Annotated in this window: 17 protein-coding genes; 16 read left to right on the top strand and 1 reads right to left on the bottom strand. The window is 39.4% G+C overall.

Annotated features, from left to right (window positions below; all coding sequences use genetic code 11):
- The 15 genes from JWG44_RS05810 to JWG44_RS05740 all read left to right on the top strand — a co-directional run.
- A partial coding sequence (locus tag JWG44_RS05810) for a helicase-related protein (protein WP_269752196.1) occupies nucleotides 1–1,344 on the top strand: 1,344 nt, incomplete at its 5' end.
- Between the two features lie 48 nt (nucleotides 1,345–1,392).
- Complete coding sequence (locus JWG44_RS05805; RefSeq protein ID WP_205274023.1) at nucleotides 1,393–2,343, top strand: hypothetical protein; 951 nt, start codon at nucleotides 1,393–1,395, stop codon at nucleotides 2,341–2,343.
- 167 nt (nucleotides 2,344–2,510) lie between these two features.
- The gene (locus JWG44_RS05800) at nucleotides 2,511–2,807 is read left to right on the top strand and encodes a hypothetical protein (RefSeq protein ID WP_232371506.1); all 297 of its coding nucleotides are present in this window, start codon (nucleotides 2,511–2,513) and stop codon (nucleotides 2,805–2,807) included.
- A 409-nt stretch (nucleotides 2,808–3,216) separates the two neighbouring features.
- Nucleotides 3,217–4,014, top strand: a complete 798-nt coding sequence (locus JWG44_RS05795) for a hypothetical protein (RefSeq protein ID WP_205274021.1) — start codon at nucleotides 3,217–3,219, stop codon at nucleotides 4,012–4,014.
- A 321-nt stretch (nucleotides 4,015–4,335) separates the two neighbouring features.
- Nucleotides 4,336–4,743: a hypothetical protein gene (locus tag JWG44_RS05790; protein ID WP_205274020.1), complete on the top strand. Its 408-nt coding sequence runs from the start codon at nucleotides 4,336–4,338 to the stop codon at nucleotides 4,741–4,743.
- Nucleotides 4,736–5,617: a hypothetical protein gene (locus JWG44_RS05785; RefSeq protein ID WP_205274019.1), complete on the top strand. Its 882-nt coding sequence runs from the start codon at nucleotides 4,736–4,738 to the stop codon at nucleotides 5,615–5,617. Before JWG44_RS05790 ends, JWG44_RS05785 begins: the two co-directional genes overlap by 8 nt.
- A 10-nt stretch (nucleotides 5,618–5,627) precedes the next feature.
- Nucleotides 5,628–6,353: a hypothetical protein gene (locus JWG44_RS05780; protein ID WP_205274018.1), complete on the top strand. Its 726-nt coding sequence runs from the start codon at nucleotides 5,628–5,630 to the stop codon at nucleotides 6,351–6,353.
- A gap of 3 nt (nucleotides 6,354–6,356) precedes the next feature.
- Nucleotides 6,357–7,913 carry a hypothetical protein gene (locus JWG44_RS05775; protein ID WP_205274017.1) on the top strand — a complete coding sequence of 519 codons (1,557 nt, stop codon included), beginning with the start codon at nucleotides 6,357–6,359 and terminating at the stop codon, nucleotides 7,911–7,913.
- Nucleotides 7,914–7,979: 66 nt separating this feature from the next.
- Nucleotides 7,980–9,395 (top strand): hypothetical protein, encoded by a 1,416-nt coding sequence (locus tag JWG44_RS05770; RefSeq protein WP_232371505.1) that lies wholly within the window; start codon nucleotides 7,980–7,982, stop codon nucleotides 9,393–9,395.
- Nucleotides 9,396–9,502: 107 nt separating this feature from the next.
- On the top strand, nucleotides 9,503–10,141 hold the full coding sequence (locus JWG44_RS05765) for a hypothetical protein (RefSeq protein WP_332460773.1): 639 nt from the start codon (nucleotides 9,503–9,505) through the stop codon (nucleotides 10,139–10,141).
- Between the two features lie 56 nt (nucleotides 10,142–10,197).
- Nucleotides 10,198–10,914, top strand: coding sequence for a hypothetical protein (locus JWG44_RS05760; RefSeq protein ID WP_232371504.1), 717 nt, complete (start codon nucleotides 10,198–10,200; stop codon nucleotides 10,912–10,914).
- A gap of 306 nt (nucleotides 10,915–11,220) precedes the next feature.
- A complete protein-coding gene (locus tag JWG44_RS05755; protein WP_205274014.1) occupies nucleotides 11,221–13,029 on the top strand; it encodes a hypothetical protein in 1,809 nt (602 codons plus the stop codon).
- A gap of 1 nt (nucleotide 13,030) precedes the next feature.
- Nucleotides 13,031–13,480: a hypothetical protein gene (locus JWG44_RS05750; RefSeq protein ID WP_205274013.1), complete on the top strand. Its 450-nt coding sequence runs from the start codon at nucleotides 13,031–13,033 to the stop codon at nucleotides 13,478–13,480.
- Complete coding sequence (locus tag JWG44_RS05745; RefSeq protein WP_205274012.1) at nucleotides 13,480–13,911, top strand: hypothetical protein; 432 nt, start codon at nucleotides 13,480–13,482, stop codon at nucleotides 13,909–13,911. Before JWG44_RS05750 ends, JWG44_RS05745 begins: the two co-directional genes overlap by 1 nt.
- 255 nt (nucleotides 13,912–14,166) lie before the next feature.
- Nucleotides 14,167–15,825: a hypothetical protein gene (locus JWG44_RS05740; protein WP_232371503.1), complete on the top strand. Its 1,659-nt coding sequence runs from the start codon at nucleotides 14,167–14,169 to the stop codon at nucleotides 15,823–15,825.
- Here JWG44_RS05740 and JWG44_RS05735 read toward each other — a convergent pair whose 3' ends face one another.
- Nucleotides 15,826–16,539, bottom strand: coding sequence for a hypothetical protein (locus JWG44_RS05735; protein ID WP_205274011.1), 714 nt, complete (start codon nucleotides 16,537–16,539; stop codon nucleotides 15,826–15,828).
- Between the two features lie 102 nt (nucleotides 16,540–16,641).
- Here JWG44_RS05735 and JWG44_RS05730 point away from each other — a divergent pair, with 102 nt between their 5' ends.
- Nucleotides 16,642–17,385: a hypothetical protein gene (locus tag JWG44_RS05730; protein ID WP_232371502.1), complete on the top strand. Its 744-nt coding sequence runs from the start codon at nucleotides 16,642–16,644 to the stop codon at nucleotides 17,383–17,385.

Below are 17,385 nucleotides of genomic sequence, written 5' to 3'. Positions count from 1 at the left end.
GTAAAAAAAGGAGATGGTGAAGTTTGGAATTACGTTGGGGATATAAACCCGGATGGTGACAAGGATATCGTTCAAAGATCACCTAAGCTTAAATTTATTGCGGATTCTCTTGCTGAGTTTTACAATCAATATAAAAAAACAAAGCCTGGAGAACGGATTCCAGGACAATTGATGTTTATGCCGAAAGGGGTTGAATACATTCCAAAAATAAAACAGTATCTTATTGAAAAACACGGAATCCCCGAGGATGCGATAGGAATCTTGAATACAGATACAAAGAATAAGAAAGCGAAAGATCCAGAGCTCGGAAAACAAGGGCTTTCCAGGTTCACGGAAATTTCTCAACAATTTAATTCTTCAACACATCCATGTAAAATTCTAATTGGTTCCGATGTGATTAAAGAAGGGGTTTCTTTAAATAACAATACTATTGCAGCATACAATGCTTCGATAGACTGGAATCCTACAACTGAAGTTCAAAAAAGAGGAAGGCACCATAGACCTGGAAATCTTCAAAAGGATGTTCAATGGATTGATATCTTGATGGAAGATTCGATTGATTCAAAACTGTATCAAAAACAATCAGAAAAGATTTCTAGAATCAATCAAATATTTGAAAAGAGCGGATCCGCTGCAATCGATGTTTCAGATATAAATCCTGAAGAATTGAAAACTGACATTATTCGAGATCCAAAAAGAAAAGCTCAATTTATTGTAAATGAAGAAGCTGCAAAAGTTAGGCATGAAGCTAAGGAACTACAAGGGAAGTCTTTCGCTCTCCAAGGAATCGTTGATGAAATTCGGGAGCTTAGAAATACGGTTGAGAGTGAAGAACGTTGGCTTAGTGAAGAAAAGGCCGAATTAAATGAAAATATAGAAGAGTTTAACAAGCTTAAAAAAAAGGGACTGTCTGAAAATTATGGTCCGCATTCTGAATTCTCAATCAGCTATCAAAGGAAAAAAATCCAAGACTTAGTCAGGAGTTTATCAATCAATAAAGCTAAACTAAAAAGAAATGAAGAAAGCCTTGAAAGGAAAGGTCTTAGTAGTTTGGAAAAAGCAGAAGCTGAGGCAAATAAAATGATGAGCGACTCCGATAAGATGTCCGAAAATGTCCGAGAAATCCTTGGCATAAAGAAAGAGGATTACATTGCGAAATTTACAAAAGAGCTGGCAATGAAAGAGAAAAACAAAGAAAGAGTATCGATAGATGGAATTGTTAAGAATCATGTCAGAGAACTTTTATCTTTAGTTGGAGTAAAAGAGTTTAAAAAATCCATCTTATTAAGTTCAGATTTTAGGAACAATCTAACTCTAAAGCGATATTTGAAATCTGCTTGTTAGGAAATATTCTCTTGACTAAAAATTTTATAAAAGGATTTGTCCCAAGTCATGGCGAATAATTGGAAAGGATTTCTCTTTGATAACCCGGACCTGGATGCAAATCGTAATCTATTGGAACGGTGTTTTACTGGAAAAGAAGTCGATATGATAGAGCCCGGTTTACCTTCGCAAGGTGGCTGGGGTGCCGTGACAACCCCTGATGAAATTCGATATTCATGGATGATTGGAAATTCTCGTTTGATGTCAACTGATGGCTCCTATATTACGAATGAAAATCTTCAAGGCTTGATTCATACACTCACCTTGGCGCTATCCAATGAACTTGAACATGATATATATCCTCAAGTTTACCGACATAGGCCGAAAGGGAATTTACCACGGACCATTGAAGGCCATGCAAAATGGTTCGATGCAATCGATTATAAAAATGATGACGTCGGGAATAATTTCTTTGTATCATTAGGCAAAGCGCCAATAATTCGAGTTTTGCGTTGGGAGTTCGTAAATCCAGTATCCCGGAACTCGGACAACATTCCAGACGGAATGTCTATCGATCTTTTAAGTAAAGCACGCGTTAGTTATGAATCCGGGATTTTACGATCGGTTGGGATGCTCGGGAATGGTTTTAATTTTAACCCGAATGCTGCGATTAGGTCTCAAAGAGTTTTTGCCGGGCTTCCTCAAACAAGAGTTCCGACCGTGCATTATATTGATTTCATTTCAGGATATGATTCAGCTTCCCGAGTTCCGGCGGAATTACGTGAAGTGATTGGTATTTTGGCGTGTTTGCGGGTAATGTCCGCTCATGGAGAATCGAAAGCCGGCGCAATTGCTTCTTATTCAGTAGGTGTCGGACCACTGCATGAGTCGATTTCAACAACGCAATCGGCCACCTCATCGCTATTTGGAGCGCGGCAGTTAGAATTATACAATCGATTAAAGGCTATCGGTCCAGGACTAATTGAAAGATACAAACCAAAACGACTTGCGATTTTATAAAAAAAGGAGAAAGGCTTATCGCCACACTGGCAATAAGCCAAAAAAAAAGAATGGGTAGATCATCGAGAGCATTTTCAAGACGATTTGAAAAGAAAAGAGTCCGAGAAATTTTAAATAAGGATTCATTCGAACTTTTAGAATTCTCTAAAAAATTTTACGACAAAAACATGAATCCTTTTCAAAGATGGCTTGTTTTGACGCTATTCAAATTTAGATTTGAAAAGTTTTCTAAGTTTATTCAATCATTCGCAGGGTTTACGATTACACACGTCTCGAAGATCCCTCCCAAAATCGATATTTATTCTTTGGGCACTTACGTAGGAATCGTCGGATACTTTTATTGGACTGGAAATCCAAATATGGCTTTTATCCTAAGTTTGGGAAAGGATCCGGCTAAGCTGATTGAGTCGGCAAAGGTATTAGTTGCTTCAAATTATCGAGAATCTCTGAGTGTAGAATCCTAATTCTATTGAAGAGAGCGTTTAGTTCAGGTTTAGGCGCTTTCATCTTCTTTTGTTTTGGGGTCATGATATCGTAAAGATTCCGATGGTTTATAAAAATTGAATCGATTACGGACAGAGTTAAATTTCTTTGCGCGTGCGTCAGGTAAGTTGGTTTTTGTCGGATATCTTTTAATTTTTTCATTTGGGAAGGATATACCGCGATCTTTCCCTCTTCCTGAAGAACTAAGATCCGATCGATGGCTGCGTGAATAACTATAAATTCTGACTGAGGTATATTCGGTTGGTCCTGCATTTCTCTAGGACAAAATCTTCAAAAGATTTTTTTGACAATCATTATTTTTTTTTAGTTGCAATTCCTTAAAAGGATTCCCTTTGTCCGTCTCCAGTTATTCGCGTTGCGGAGAGATCAATGAAACCGGACATTCGTCAAAGAATCCAATACAATCAGAGCGACATTCAAAAATCGGAAGTCCTCCTTACTTCTTCTGAAAGAATAGGACTCAATTTAACAGCAGGTAGCGACCCTTTCTTCGCAAGAGAATCCGATACAGGAAGAATGTTATTTTGGGATGGGTTCCGTTGGGTAGACGTCTTAAACGATCCAGGTTTCTTAGGTGTAAACATTCTGAGATTGACTACAAACGTTACAGATGGCGAAACCCTTTCTATCGGAGCTCTTACCTTTCAATTTGATAGAGCTCTTGCAGGAGTTCCGGCAGGAAAGATCGGAATTTCTAATTATCCGGATGATACGCCAGCGAACGTTTCTACTGCAATCGTATCGGCAATCAATTCACAGAGTCGATGCGAAGTTATTGCATTAAAAATGTCGAATAACGAAGTTCTTACAATCAACAAAGACTTCGAATCTAATCCAAACTTTAGTTCAACGATGGTCGGACCTAACAATCTTTGGGCATCTCCGAATTCCATTTTTGGTCAAAAACCTGGTTCTATTCTACCTGGTTTCGTGAAACGCGTTCCTACCGCAGTAGAAGTTGCGCTCGGAAAAATCCGAATCGTTTTTGATTTCCCACCTACATTTCTGGATATTCGAGTAGTTCTCACAGCGAATCCGGGTGTTCAAGTTGCATGGGATGGAGTTGTTTCTGTTTCCGGAAACATTCTTACGATCGATAACGCGTCCGGATCTACTCCGTTTTTGCAAACACATACAATCAATCTTTGGGTAGGCAAGAGTGCGTAAGCTCTTCACAGCCCAAGATCTCGAACTTTCGAGGATCAACAATCATTTCACGATTCCTTTGGTGACGCTAGACGAAAACGGTCAACCGATAGTAGATCCGAAAATTGTCCTTAGCAATACAGAGCGAATTTTCGTGATTTTGGAAGTTAGAGCCGCGGGGCAATGGGTTATAAAATACCTGAATAACTCCGCAAAAGATGAAGAGCAAGAATACACAAGAAACGGAAGCGGTAATGAGCAATTTACTGTTCCGTTTTCCGTAGAAAAAGCGACCCTTACCGGAATTTCAGAAGTTTCCGGATATTTTATTCCCGTTTTCAAATGAATCGCCTACGAGTAAAAATCGATATTTCTTTAGTCAATGAGAATGGAGGACTTACTCCTTTCCCAACAAAATCGGTTGATTACGTTTTCGAGGCGGGAAGCTTCGGAGATTTCTTTGATATCGATAACAACTCAAGGGATTCACAAGTAACTCCGATTCAAGTCGATCTTTCCCGTTACAAAACAATCAATGCAGTTTTTCTTTTTGCAAATTACATAGAGGCCGATCCGGAAAATGGAATTAAGGCCGGTGATCCCGCTAAAATTCAATTTCAAACAAAATTGAATGGAGAATGGAAGGAAGCGGAAGTCGTTGCCTTGGGTGGATTCCAACCCGAACAACTTTTTGTTAAAGCAATGGGAACAAGACGAATCCGAGTCACAGAGGTAATTTCAAGTGAGTGATTTCAATAAAGTCGAAGGTCGCCTTTTTCTTAAATCCGCCCAAATTCAAGAAGTTGAAAGAGACGGAAAGATGCTTAACGTCTTATTAAAAATCTCAAGTGAATCAAGAGATCGACAAGGGGATATGATTCTAAAGTGTGCATGGGATCATCCGGAAGATAAGGAATACTTTAAAAGTAAATCCTACATAGACTGGAATCATCTTTCCTATGTATTGACCTTTTCGAAATCTGATTCAGCGATTCACCGAGCAGAAATCGAAAAAGCGAGACAGGGCGCCGTACTTGGTCGTCCAGTTGGCGATTATTTTTGGGAGAAAGATGGCCTTTATTGTAAGGCTAGGCTTAATACGGAAAATGAATTCATTAAACCGTATGTTCCGTTGATAGAAGATGGATTCTCCGGTCTTGAAGCTTCCGCGGCAGGAGGATTTTATAAACCGGCTCCAGAAACAATTTCTAAATATGGACCGAACACATATGATCGGGCACGGATAAGCCACGTCGCTATTTGCCCACCCGGAGAAGCAGTAAATCCCGATACGCAAATGGTTCTTATGAAGTCCGTTCTTGCGCAAACATTCAATACGGGTATCGTCGAAAACAGTGCGGCCCAGGGTGAAATCGTCGTTGGAAAAATCGAAACTCTTCCTCCAGTCCCAGAAAACGTCAATGAAGCAGTTTCAAGATACATTCTTCAGTCATGGGGATATCGAGATTACGTTTCCGATGCGCTGATTAAATACATGGAAGCAGGTTTATTAAAACCTGAATTCGAATCGATTCGAGATTTCATGATTAGATATGGACTCAACCCGCAGGAAGCGAGCGCACAAACCGTGAAACTTTTAGTTCATTTAGACCAAAAAGGTTAAGGAGCAATAAATGAAAGATAAATTCAAACAGTGGAAGGAAGGATTCCTAAGTCCGTTCTTGAAATCGGAAAATCCCCCTCCAGACCAAAATCCCCCTCCAGAAGGAAACGATACGGAAGAGGAAGAATCCGCGATCACCGACGAACTCATTTCAAAGCTTCAAGCTGCGATCGAAAAAGGTGAAGTAAAAGTCGAAGAGGCCGCGATCAAAGAATGGTGCAAAGCGAACGGTTTAGAGGATGAAGATTCTCAAACGGTTTGGGATACGATTAAAGAAATCATCAATGAGGAAACTCCGTCGGGATCCGAACCGGATAAAACGATGGAAAAAGGGGGGTTTTCATCTTTGAAATTACGAACTGAAGTTAAGGAATTCAGCAAATCTTTAAGTTCAATTTCGAAGAGAGATAAAGAAATTAAGTCCGTCCTTGCTCTCTTGATTCAAGATAATGAATCTTCGGAAAAACAAATCGAGGAATTAAAAACTGGTATCGAATTTCTTAAATCCGAAATTCAAAAAATCGGCGGAAAACCGAAGGATCCAAAAGATTCAAAGACTTCTATCGACCAAATTCCGGAAGATCAACTTGGGACCCGGGATCAAATCGTTAAGAAATTGGTCAAAGGGGTCCAAGACCGGGCCCTGACTTTAGGTGACCTTCAAACTTATAAGTCTCATGGAGCTCTCACCGAACCTGCGAAATTATTTTTAAAATCTTCACAAGGAGGAAACTAGAAGATGAAACTAAAAAATATTTGGCTAGTTTTAGCTTCGTTGGTTTTGTTTGTGGCCGGGAATCTTCTAGGTTCAGGAGATCCCTCTTACGTTATGATGGGTCTAGTCCCTGCAACGTTTACGGACATCAAACAATTAACCGAATTCGCTAAAACTTTCAACGCAAACCCCGGTATTACGGATGTTGCCGCCCTTACAAACGGCCAAGCTACAACCATCCACTCTTTGGATGAGGAAATGGTGCTACTTGCTCAGGATAGCAACGAATACAATTTTCTCAACACGATGTATTACAAAGATACCAAGTCCACACTCAATATTTTCGGACGAATTTTGGATTGGGGTGGAAACGGTGATTTCTCGTTTGTCGGTGAAGCCGATGATGCAGAGTTCAAAGATGTAACTATCGATCGAGTAGCAAAAGTTATTTCCTATCTTGCGGAAGGTTACGCTATTTCTAAAGTCTTAGATATGTCGGACACAGGTTCCTTTGATCCGGAGGCGATCCAAGTCGAAGGCGCGATCAATAGAATTATGCAAACCCTTGCCTATGCGGCATGGTATGGAAATAAATCCATCAATGGACTTGAATTTGACGGCTTCGTTACGGAACTCGTAAAAAGCGGACAAGTTCTTGATGCTGAAGGCGGATTCCCCGATCTAAAAAGTATCAAAGAATTGACAGTAAACGTTCGGACTAATTACGGTTTTGTAAACGAATTCTGGCTCCACGATTCCGTTAAAAACGTATTAGACAATTACTACGTAGGTGCAAAGGAATTCATTGTCCAACCATCGAATGGCAATCCTTCCGTTGGTTACAACATTCCAAGTTTGATCGGAGCGCCACTTCGTAACAGTAAGTTGGATTTCAAAACAGATCTGTGGATTAACAGACACCTAGTCCCACTTCCAACTTACAGAGCGACGAACGGAGTTAAGACTTTAGGAAAAACGAACCCGAAAGCACCGGATTCTCCAACTGCCACAGCTGTCGTTTCCGGCGGACCTATCTTTGGGTCTAAATGGAAACCTGCTGACATCAAAGATGCTTTGAATTCTGATTCCGCGATTAGCTACAAAATTGTAGCATGTAATCGATACGGTAGAAGTGCTGCATCCACAACAGTAACTACTTTAACACCTATGGTAAAGGGAAGATCTGTTGTCTTAACGATTACACCTGCAGGATCCGGAGAAACTGCTGATTACTACCAGATTTTTAGAGAATCGCGTCCAGGAAATGGTGATTTTAAACTTACTGAACGAATTGCAAAGTCAGGCGGATCGACTACGATCTATTCCGACGTAAACGAATGGATTCCGGGTTGTACTGAAGGAGTAATTGGAGATTTCAATGCACAGTCACCTTTGAACCAAACTAGGACGTATCAGATGCTTCGGATGTTGCCGATGCTTCAAACTAAATTTTCTCCAAACGCAGTCTATCAAAGGAAGATGGCTGGTATGGTGGAATTTTACGGTGGTCTTGCAGTTTTGCAACCGAACCGCTTTTACGTGGTTAAGAATTTGCCGACATCAATGTCTATCGCGGCATAAGAAGGCATTCAAAAAAGTGAATTTTAAAAAGGGCAGATTACACTGCCCTTTTTTGTATAAGAGATTATGTTAATATCAAACTCAGAAGGAATAACCGATATCACCGCTCTTGCTAACGGTGCTGCAATTACGAAAGATCCTCTATCAGTGAGAAAGAAGACTAATTTTCACAATGCGTTCAAAGATTTCTTTAAAAAAAAGTTTAAGAAGTCATCTTCCCTAAAAATAAGTAAGGAGGATGTAAATTCAAACCCTTCCGAAGCTCAAAAGAAGGCCGGAAATTATAAAAAGAAACATATCAAGTTTCATGACCTTCCGATTACGATTGAGAATCCCGCCGGAACCCGTCGAAAAGGGGTCGACTCGGATGGAAATTCTTGGGAAACAAAAATGAACCACCACTACGGGTATATTAAAGGTTCAACGGGAAATGACGGAGATCATGTCGACGTTTTTATCGGACCGAACCCGAATTCGGAAATTGTTTTTGTAATAAATCAAGTGGATCCAAAAACAAAAGAGTTCGACGAACATAAAGTTATGCTCGGATTTGATTCGGAAGAAGACGCAAGGAACGGTTACCATTCGTGCTATGAAAAAGGTTGGAGCGGACTTGGAGACATGGTCTCCATGACGATCAACCAGTTTCAAAACTGGTTAGAAAATTCGGATACTCGAAAGGAAGTTGAAGAGTTCTTTCATAAAGCACAAGCGGCGCAAGTCGGAGAAAGAAGAACTTGGAATGACGGTCTTCAGCATGAAAAAACTTCGAGTGGAGATTGGAAAGCGGTCGGGTCCGGAAAAGAATCTGCCCAAGCATATAAACCCACCGCAAAAGTTCCGACTTCCGGAAGTTCCAAAACACATGCAGTTACCCACGAACAAAAGGCTGTCGAGGTATTGGATCGCTGGAAAGAGTTTGAACAGAAAGCAAAAGAAAGAAATAAAGAAAGAGTCGCTAGGACTCCTCCGGAAAAACGAGCGCAACTGAACGACGTAAAATACGCCATTCCGGGCGATATCGTTCGAATCGAACGTCCAAACAGTGGAAAAATCAATCGTGGTCATATCGCGGAAGTTTTGGGGAAGGTTGATGATATGATTAAAATTAAACTTCCATCCGGAAGTGAATTTCTTTTTTCACCGCACGATTTGGCCTATGCGAAATCATCCGGACCTCAACAGATCTTTTCATATCAGTTCTTAAAAAGTTCAAATTCGGAAAATCCAAACATTCACACTTTTTCCGACGGAAATACTTATCAGAAAGAAGGAAATGGTTGGCGTTTGATTTCATCTGAAGAAGAAAACGATTCATCTCCGGAGGAAGATAAAGAGTTCGTTGAAAAGGCAATGAAGGCTGGAGAAAAAGTTCCGGTTAAAGTCCTTAAGAATTATCCGGAACTTTTAAAGCAATTTCCGGAATACGAAAATCGGGTCAAGTCCATCGAGGCTCTTTCAATTAAATTCCTGAAACAATGAGCGATTCTATTCTTTCTAAACTCAAATCGAATCCAAACATGTTTCCGCGGTTTTATGCGGTTCTCGGAGCCGCGGCAACTGATATACGAGACAAGTGGGAATTCTTGGTGGGAAAACGCGCTGGAGTTTCAATCAAAAATGGCGGACTAGGTTGGTGGGGTCAACAGTATATTGCGAACGGACAAATCCAAATCAAACGATCCGGTTTGGGATACCAGATTTTTTATGATAGTAACAAGTCTACCTATGATTTCGAAAAAGTTGCAGAAAGTGGTCGCGGTTCTTTTGATATCGCTTCCTACCTACTCTCGAATTCCAAAAAAGTAAGAATAAATGCAAGAGGAAAGAAATTTCTTATCATTCCGATGAAAGGAAAAGAAGAGCAATCCGCTTCCGCTGTGATGAAAATTCTTTCAACTTCCAAGGTATCTTCCCCTATAGGTGGGAAGGTAAAAAGGAACACGTATTCTGTTGAAAAAGTTGAAAGTAAATCTCGCTCTAACACAGTCAAATTTCAACAGTTGAATGAACGCGGCGGAAGTTCCTCTAGTGTTAGTAAGATGGTGGTTTTAACTGAGGATTCGAATTGGGAGCCCTATCCAGAAATAACAGGACAGAAATTCGTTCAAAGAATGCAGGAAGAAGCGGATAGGATTCTCAGAAGTCCTGATTTCTTAAAAAACCTTGCTGAGGCTTTGACCTTTGACTTAAAAGAAATCTATTTAAAGAAGAAGAAAAAGAAATGATACTTTGTCTTTATCAATGCGATCCGGAACAAAGGGTAATCGAAGAGCTCTCTAAATTGTTAGAAGAAAGTGGTTTGGAAGACCGTTCAATAACATCCAAAGAGATTGTTACTTTTGGGCATCCTTTATATACGTATGCGAACGCAGGAGAAAACGCAAAGGATAGTTTTTTTCCGAAGATCGGAGTAGAGTTTCAAAATGACGATATCTCTACTGATTTAGGAATGAACCTTCAATTTTCTGATTTCAATGATCAGATAAAAAGGAAATTGCAGTTTTATCGTGACCGTCACAATTCAGAATTCGAAAATCCAGATTTTGCCCAATTCGATAAGGTTCTCAATGAGAATTTTAAAACGGTAGAATATTACACGAGTCGGGTTGAGTCGACTGTGCTGATAACTGGTTGGGGAGGAGGAGGAGTTACAGGAAGGCGGACAAGCAACGATCTTTATAGAATTGTCAGCGCCCTACTTCCTTTTCTTTTCACAAGAATTTATAAAAACTATCGGGTATCAGCGCGAATAGATGGAAGGTTACAAACAAACATCGAAGCACCCGAAATTATGCGCGGATGTTGGGGTTTTGAATTCTCGATCGTAATTTCGCAGTTGGTTCGCGTATATAAGTTCAGTAAAGAACCGTTTATTTCTAAAGCTGACGTTTTTTTTGATGGTGAGAGCTCGGATGGTTCGCAATTTCAAGCTGGAATTAAATTTCAGGCTTTGCACGGAAAAATTAAAAATTATTCTCCAGATCCAAAAAAAATCTGATTGATTTTTTCAAAGGATCCCTCTCTTGTCCTCATGCCATATGGCAGGCAATGAGAACTCAACTTCTTCCTCTTCTGAGAATAAAGAAAGTTTTATAGAAAAATTCATCGCAGAAAAAGAGGAACTTTCGCGTTACTCGATGGCGCATACTTTCCGAGTTTTTTGCGCTCGAAATTTCAAAAAATTCAATGAGTTAAAAAGCGAACAGGATATTAAAAATGCCTTCGACCTTTTTTTTCATGGGAAAGAATCGAAAGAGGATACGAAAACCCCTGCCACTTTAGAAACGAAAGGTGGTTCTAAATAATGGGAACTTCAGGAAGTGGTTTTCAAGGAAGAGCTCTCGTTGCTCCCGGAGCCCGCGGAAAATTTCAAAGTATTGGCGCAAATCCAGGCGCAGGCGCTGACAAATTCACTTTAGTTCTCATCGGGAAAGCTGCAAACGGAGTTTATTTCAATGATTCTTCTACTCCTTCCCTTCGAGATGATCAACGATACTATACAATTTCCGGTGGAGTAAACGGATACAATCAGGCAAAGAGTATTTTAGGAGGTGGTGAATTACTTCAAGCAATCAAGTTTGCTACTTTCCCTTCCAGCGATGACAATCTTGCCCAAGGACCGCAGCTTATCAAATTTGTAAATATCTGTCCAAATACGAAAGCTTTCAATGACTTCCCTACGTTAAAAACGGGTGTGACTCATAAAATCTCTTTTCCGATTCCGGGCCCGAACGGTAAAAAGGTTCGCTTCTATAAAGACATTTCGGACAAGACAATTCAAATCGGAGACGATAAAGGAACCCTTATTTCAAGAAAACTTGAGAAAGTAGTATTCACTGTCTCTTATATTGGAAATGCTTCGACTGCGCTTTTGGAAATCGACGCGACAAATTTAAAAGTTACTCTAACCGGAGCCTCGGATAACTCCTCTTCGATTTCTATTAAATTCTCAGATTATCCTACGATCGGAGAGGTCGTTGATCAGATAAATTCTCAGGTAGGTTACGTTGCCTCACTCGTAGAATCACCAGAATTTTTAGCTTCGAATCTTGACCATATCGAGACAACTGAATTGGTTTCCGTCAAAGCGCCGACGAATCTTTCTATTTACGCGGATCTTTTTATGGAACAAAACTTTATTGAGAGTTCCGGTTTCGGTGAAGTGGTTTTAGGTGCGGTTAGGAAGCCATTTGCCGGTTCAACGATGTTTAAGTATCTTACGCAAGGCGGAACTACCGGAACCCCCGGGACCACCGATCTTAAAGATGCGATCACTTTTTCGAAGAAAATCTCCGGATTATACCGAAACATACTTTCTTCCACCCTTTCCGACAAAACATATTTTAAACAAGTTTGTTTCGATATGATTTCGCCGGATACCGGATTGGAAACGATCGGAGGTTGCGGAGCTGATGGTGTCTTAACCATTCCTCAACGACAAGATGAAGGTAGAACGCTTGGTACGTATTGGATGACATACGGATTAGAATCCTTTCGGGATTTTGATATCAATGGAGTCGAACAAACGTTTCCGGGTTACTTCTTGGCTGTGATCGACAACGCAATTTCTGCGGCAAATTCTCCGAGAATTTCACCTACTTGGAAATCGTTGAACATTCTGAAAAGCGCTGAGAATATTTCTCGGGATCCGGCAGTACGGGACGCGTGCATTAAAGCTGGAACATTGATTTTGGATCAGAAACCTTCCGACGACTCCTGGGTTATTTCCAGATCCGTCACGACCGAACGAAAGGATGATTTGATCTTAAATGAAAAATCTTCCGTAGCTACCGCGTTAACGATGGTTCGGGAACTCCGGGTCGGGTTTAACGCGAAATTTATCGGGCAGAGTATGGTCGATGATTCCTCACCAGTCTCAGGTGTTCGTGTTCCGGATGTTCTAAACTACATCGAAGGAAAACTCGAGTATTTTGTTCAACAAGGATACCTTCTCGGTTCCGCGGCGCTCGGAGTTGAAGCATACAAGAAAAATTTTTCCATCCAGGTAGATGGTGATACTTGGTCTTTTATGGATCTTGAAGGGAACGTCACGACACCTTTGAACTTCATTTTTTACATTCTTTCCCTAAAACCATTGAGAGGTAAGGCATAAAATGGCAGATCCACAATTACCCGAAGATCTTCCGGATCCGTCGATCCTTGTCGGATCCAACGCAGAAGTTTATGTTGATGGAGTGATCGCCGCTTACATAAACGACGTTGACATCGATGAAAATTATAACCAGACACCATTTTGGTCGTTGGGAAACTTTTTTCCTTTGACAACGAAACCATTACGCTTTGAAGGTACTCTTACCGGAAAGATGTTTATCATCACTGACGAAAAGGATCCGGGCGCGGTTAAAACGCTTCCAGATTTGAGTAATATCATTTCTCACAAAGGGAATCTTCTAGAGTTCAGGGAGAAGAGTACGGGAAAAAGGATTCTCCGCGTCCTGTGTAAGTTGGATACTCGTAAAACCGGTCTCAGCACTGAAAACGGATCCGCGTCCGATATTTCGATGAAAATTATCCGGATCCAAAAGAAAGAGGCTTATAACTGATGGGACTTTTTCCGGGTGTAGAAAGAAACTTCCACTTTGAATTAGAAGGAAACATTTTTGCGGGGAGTTTTCCTGTTCGGAAAGATCGTCGGGATATCGACGTTGAAGTAGCGCAAAGGCTGAAATACGTTCCCCTTAACTCTATACCATCCGACACATATTCTTTAGAGTTGATGTGTGTTACCTTAAACAAAGTATTTACAACGAAACCAAAAGAACTTGAAGGTATTGATTTTGCAGATCTTCCCGATGACGAACTTATTTTGAAGATTTGGGAAAAATACAGAAAACTTGAAAAGGTCTACGAAGATCAGTTAAAAAAAAATAACCGATCCGATTTATCTAAAAAAACTGATTCAATCGAATCAAAGCTTCCATTTGAACCTGTATCTACTCCTAAATTACAGGACACTGCCGAAAGAGTGGACTAGTTTAGAAGAAATCGAGGATGAGGAAAAGTTAGCAATTTTATACGCAGATTCCCTTCTTTCTAAATGGCTAAACAGATACAAAGGGTCTTTCGATATTCAATTGGAAATCGATTCCATAAAATCAAAAAGTTATAAGGAATTTCTTTCGGATTGGGAAATCAAAGAATATCCACAAGTCCGAGCAAAACAGTTAGGAGAAATTCGTAAACTAGACAAGATCTCAGAACTTGAGAAGCTTATTGAAATGGCATAACGATGGCAAACAATAAAGTTGAAATCAACGTTGATTCTCTTGCAAAACGAATTTATGAAAAACTTTCTCCCGAAATAAGAAAAGAATTCGATCGCCGTAAAAACTCTCCATCTGTTCCTTCCGGTGCCGATCCAAAACATAAAAATTCCGGAAAAGAGAATAAGAAAAAAAATAATTCGGGTTCAACGACCGATGGATACCAGACTGGGGATCATACAGGAACCGGTATTGAGTCGGATATGAACGAGTTGCGATCGGGAAGGTTTTCCGGAATACTTTCTAGAAAAGTCTCGTCTGCGAAGAGAATCAAAGATGCTTTCAAAGATTACCAGGATAAGAAAAAGAAAAAAGACAAAGACGATAATATTCCCGGACTATCCGACGCTTTCAATCCTTCGGGAGGTGGCGGAAAATATGATAAGCTTGTTGTACGAGAAGCCAAGTTTGATAAAGTTATTGGGCTTTCAGGGACTTCAGGCGGCGGTGGTCGAGTATATGGCGGAAAGTTTACTTTTCCAGAAAGAGATCCTTCTGGGGGAAATCATCCTTCGCAAGGACCCCAGACTGAAACAAAATCTTCTTTACTTTCAAAAGTTGGATCCGCAATCGCACCTGCCGCTTTCGGAGTTGGCGCTGTCGCAGGAGCCGCCATTTCGGTAATCTCTTCTATGGCGGGTATGTATCAACAAACGATGCAGTCACAAGATTCTACCTTGGATGCAATGGGTTACGTTGGAGGCGGCGGTAGTCTTATTAAGAATGCTGAATTTGCTCAAGTTGGAATGTCGCGTGCGCGAATAATTGGAGGGGAAGGAACAGATCAACTTAAGGACGGCAAAGCAACAAACGGAATTAAATTTGGTCTTTCACAAGGTATAGGAGGAACACAAGGGTCCGAGCTCTTTGCAAAACTTAATAAATATGGATCATTTAAAGAAACCAGTTCTGAATTAAAAAAAATCATGTCTGATGCAATACGTTCTGGTTTCTCTGGAATGAGACAGTCTGAGTTTCTATCGAATATATCGTCTGCTTCGGAAAATGCATATAATACTGGGATGGGACTTCAAAGTGCAGAAGATATATCAAGGACATTTTCGAATATTAAAAGTTCTGGAATACGTGATAATCGAGTAAACTCTGTTTACCAAAATTTGAATGATAACGTTTCTAAAAAGGGAAATTTTATGAATTCAATATTGTTAAGCGAATACACTGGTTCAGGTAAAAGCCCATTGGAAGCAATGTCAATGGCTGAAAGAGGAATTTCAGATAAGCAGAATGCAAATACTTTGAAAAATTTTATGTCTTCATTAGGCTTAGATCCAGAAACTCAAGGATTATTGCAAAATCAGTTAGGAATTACAACTGCTACTGAATCTTATTCGATGGCAAAAGATAAGAAAAATATTTTTGATTTAGGCGCAGATTCAAAAATTTCAAATGCTGGAAATGCAGCCGAAAATCGCGTATCGAATATCGGTGGTCAAAGATACAGAGAACAAGCAAATAAATTAGATGATATCATTGCCGGCAAAGACAAAGAAATCAAAGATTTATTTGAAAAAGCCAGCGATACACAAGATAAGGTATTTGACATGCTTATTAAATTAAGTCAAAAGGCGGCGAGCAAAATCAACGAAATAGAAAAATATTTTTAGTTATTTAATGTAAATAATTAATTTATCTCTATATGTTAAGCCATCTTCAAACTCGAACCTATCAATTCTACCACTGACTGCATAGTTTTCATTATACTTAATCAAAAGTGCTTTTTCTTCCGAATTAAGAATCTGAACGATTTTTAATTCGTAATAGTTCTTCTCTTCATCTTTATTAAATCCATTGAATATTTTAAATGCATCAAATTCGTAAGTAGCTAAATACGAACCTGTTTTTTTTAAACATTTTTTTCCGCAGCCCATTGTAAGATAACTCATGGCGGCGAGTTTAAGCATAGGGCTATCATCTTCAAGTCCTGAATAAGCTGGGTTTGATTTTAGTTTTTTTAGATAATTTTTTAATGATTTAATACCATATTCTGATATTTCAGTTTCTTCTTCTGTTGCCTTATTTCTTACAGAAGAAAAAGAAATTAATTCACCTTTTAATTTTGAATTTAATGAGATTAATTCCTTTTTAAGCGCTGCTTCTTTTTTAGTTTTTAATAATTGGCTATCTTCGATATCAATTCTATGATTATCCAAAGGAAAAAATAATTTCTGAATTTTATAGTATTCTTCTTTTTGTTTTTCTTTTTGAATTTGCTCGTCATCAACAAATTCATCTTGATTATCATTTGGAGATAACTGTTCGTTCGAATGAATATTCAAGCTCAAACAGAATAATGACAAAATAACAAGAAATCGATTCATAAAGACCTCAATATGCCAATAAAATTTTGAAATATAATGAAGATAGTCAAGATTTAAAATACTTGATTTTCTATCTTTTTAACATTTTTGTCCTATTTTGCTATGAAACCTCTTAAAAGAAAACAATTCGAGTCTTTCACTCCGGCAAAAAAGCTCCAGTTTTCGGGACAGAGTCTCGCGGCGCCTTCTGTTTTTAACGGATTGGAGCTTGCAGAAATTACAAAGGTTTATTTTGGCCTTTTCAAGTATCGCTGCGACGTTCGATTGTTTACTGGTGAAGAAAAGACTAAAGTTCGGCTACCTGGACCCATTTATGGGGAAATGGGATTTTTCTCCGGCCATAAAGATTCTTATCAAGAAGGACAACTTTGTCTTGTGGGATTTATCCAAAACAAAAGAGATAACCCGATAGTGATAAAAATTTTCTCGTTTCCCGGCGGGATTAAAACTCAAACGAACCTTAAAACTAATTTAGATTATGATCCGAAAGAAGTATCAACAGGGCATGAATCTGGACACAAAACGATTTGGGAAGAAAACGTGCTCAAACACATCGATAAATTAAATCAAATTCGATTTAAACTCGATGTTTCAACTCCCCCAGTTATCAATACTCTCGAGAAAGCTACTCAAGGGGAAACTTTAAAAGTTAAGTTAGAAGAGCTCATTGATATTGTGAAAGACATGTCTACTGCGATTACCAATCTAACGGTTCAATGTAACTCACCTGGAACTGCGTCAGGCGTTCCAAACAATATAGCTAGTTTTAATACTGCGGTAACAAGGCTGAATACATTAAAAGGGACACTTCCGAAAATTCTTTCCGAAGTATTGAAGCATTATTGA

Origin of the sequence: Leptospira ainazelensis (genome assembly GCF_016918785.1) — a bacterium.
In the GTDB taxonomy this organism is placed as follows: domain Bacteria; phylum Spirochaetota; class Leptospiria; order Leptospirales; family Leptospiraceae; genus Leptospira; species Leptospira ainazelensis.
The sequence above is the reverse complement of the archived record's forward strand: the minus strand, read 5'-3'. Positions and strand labels throughout refer to the sequence as shown.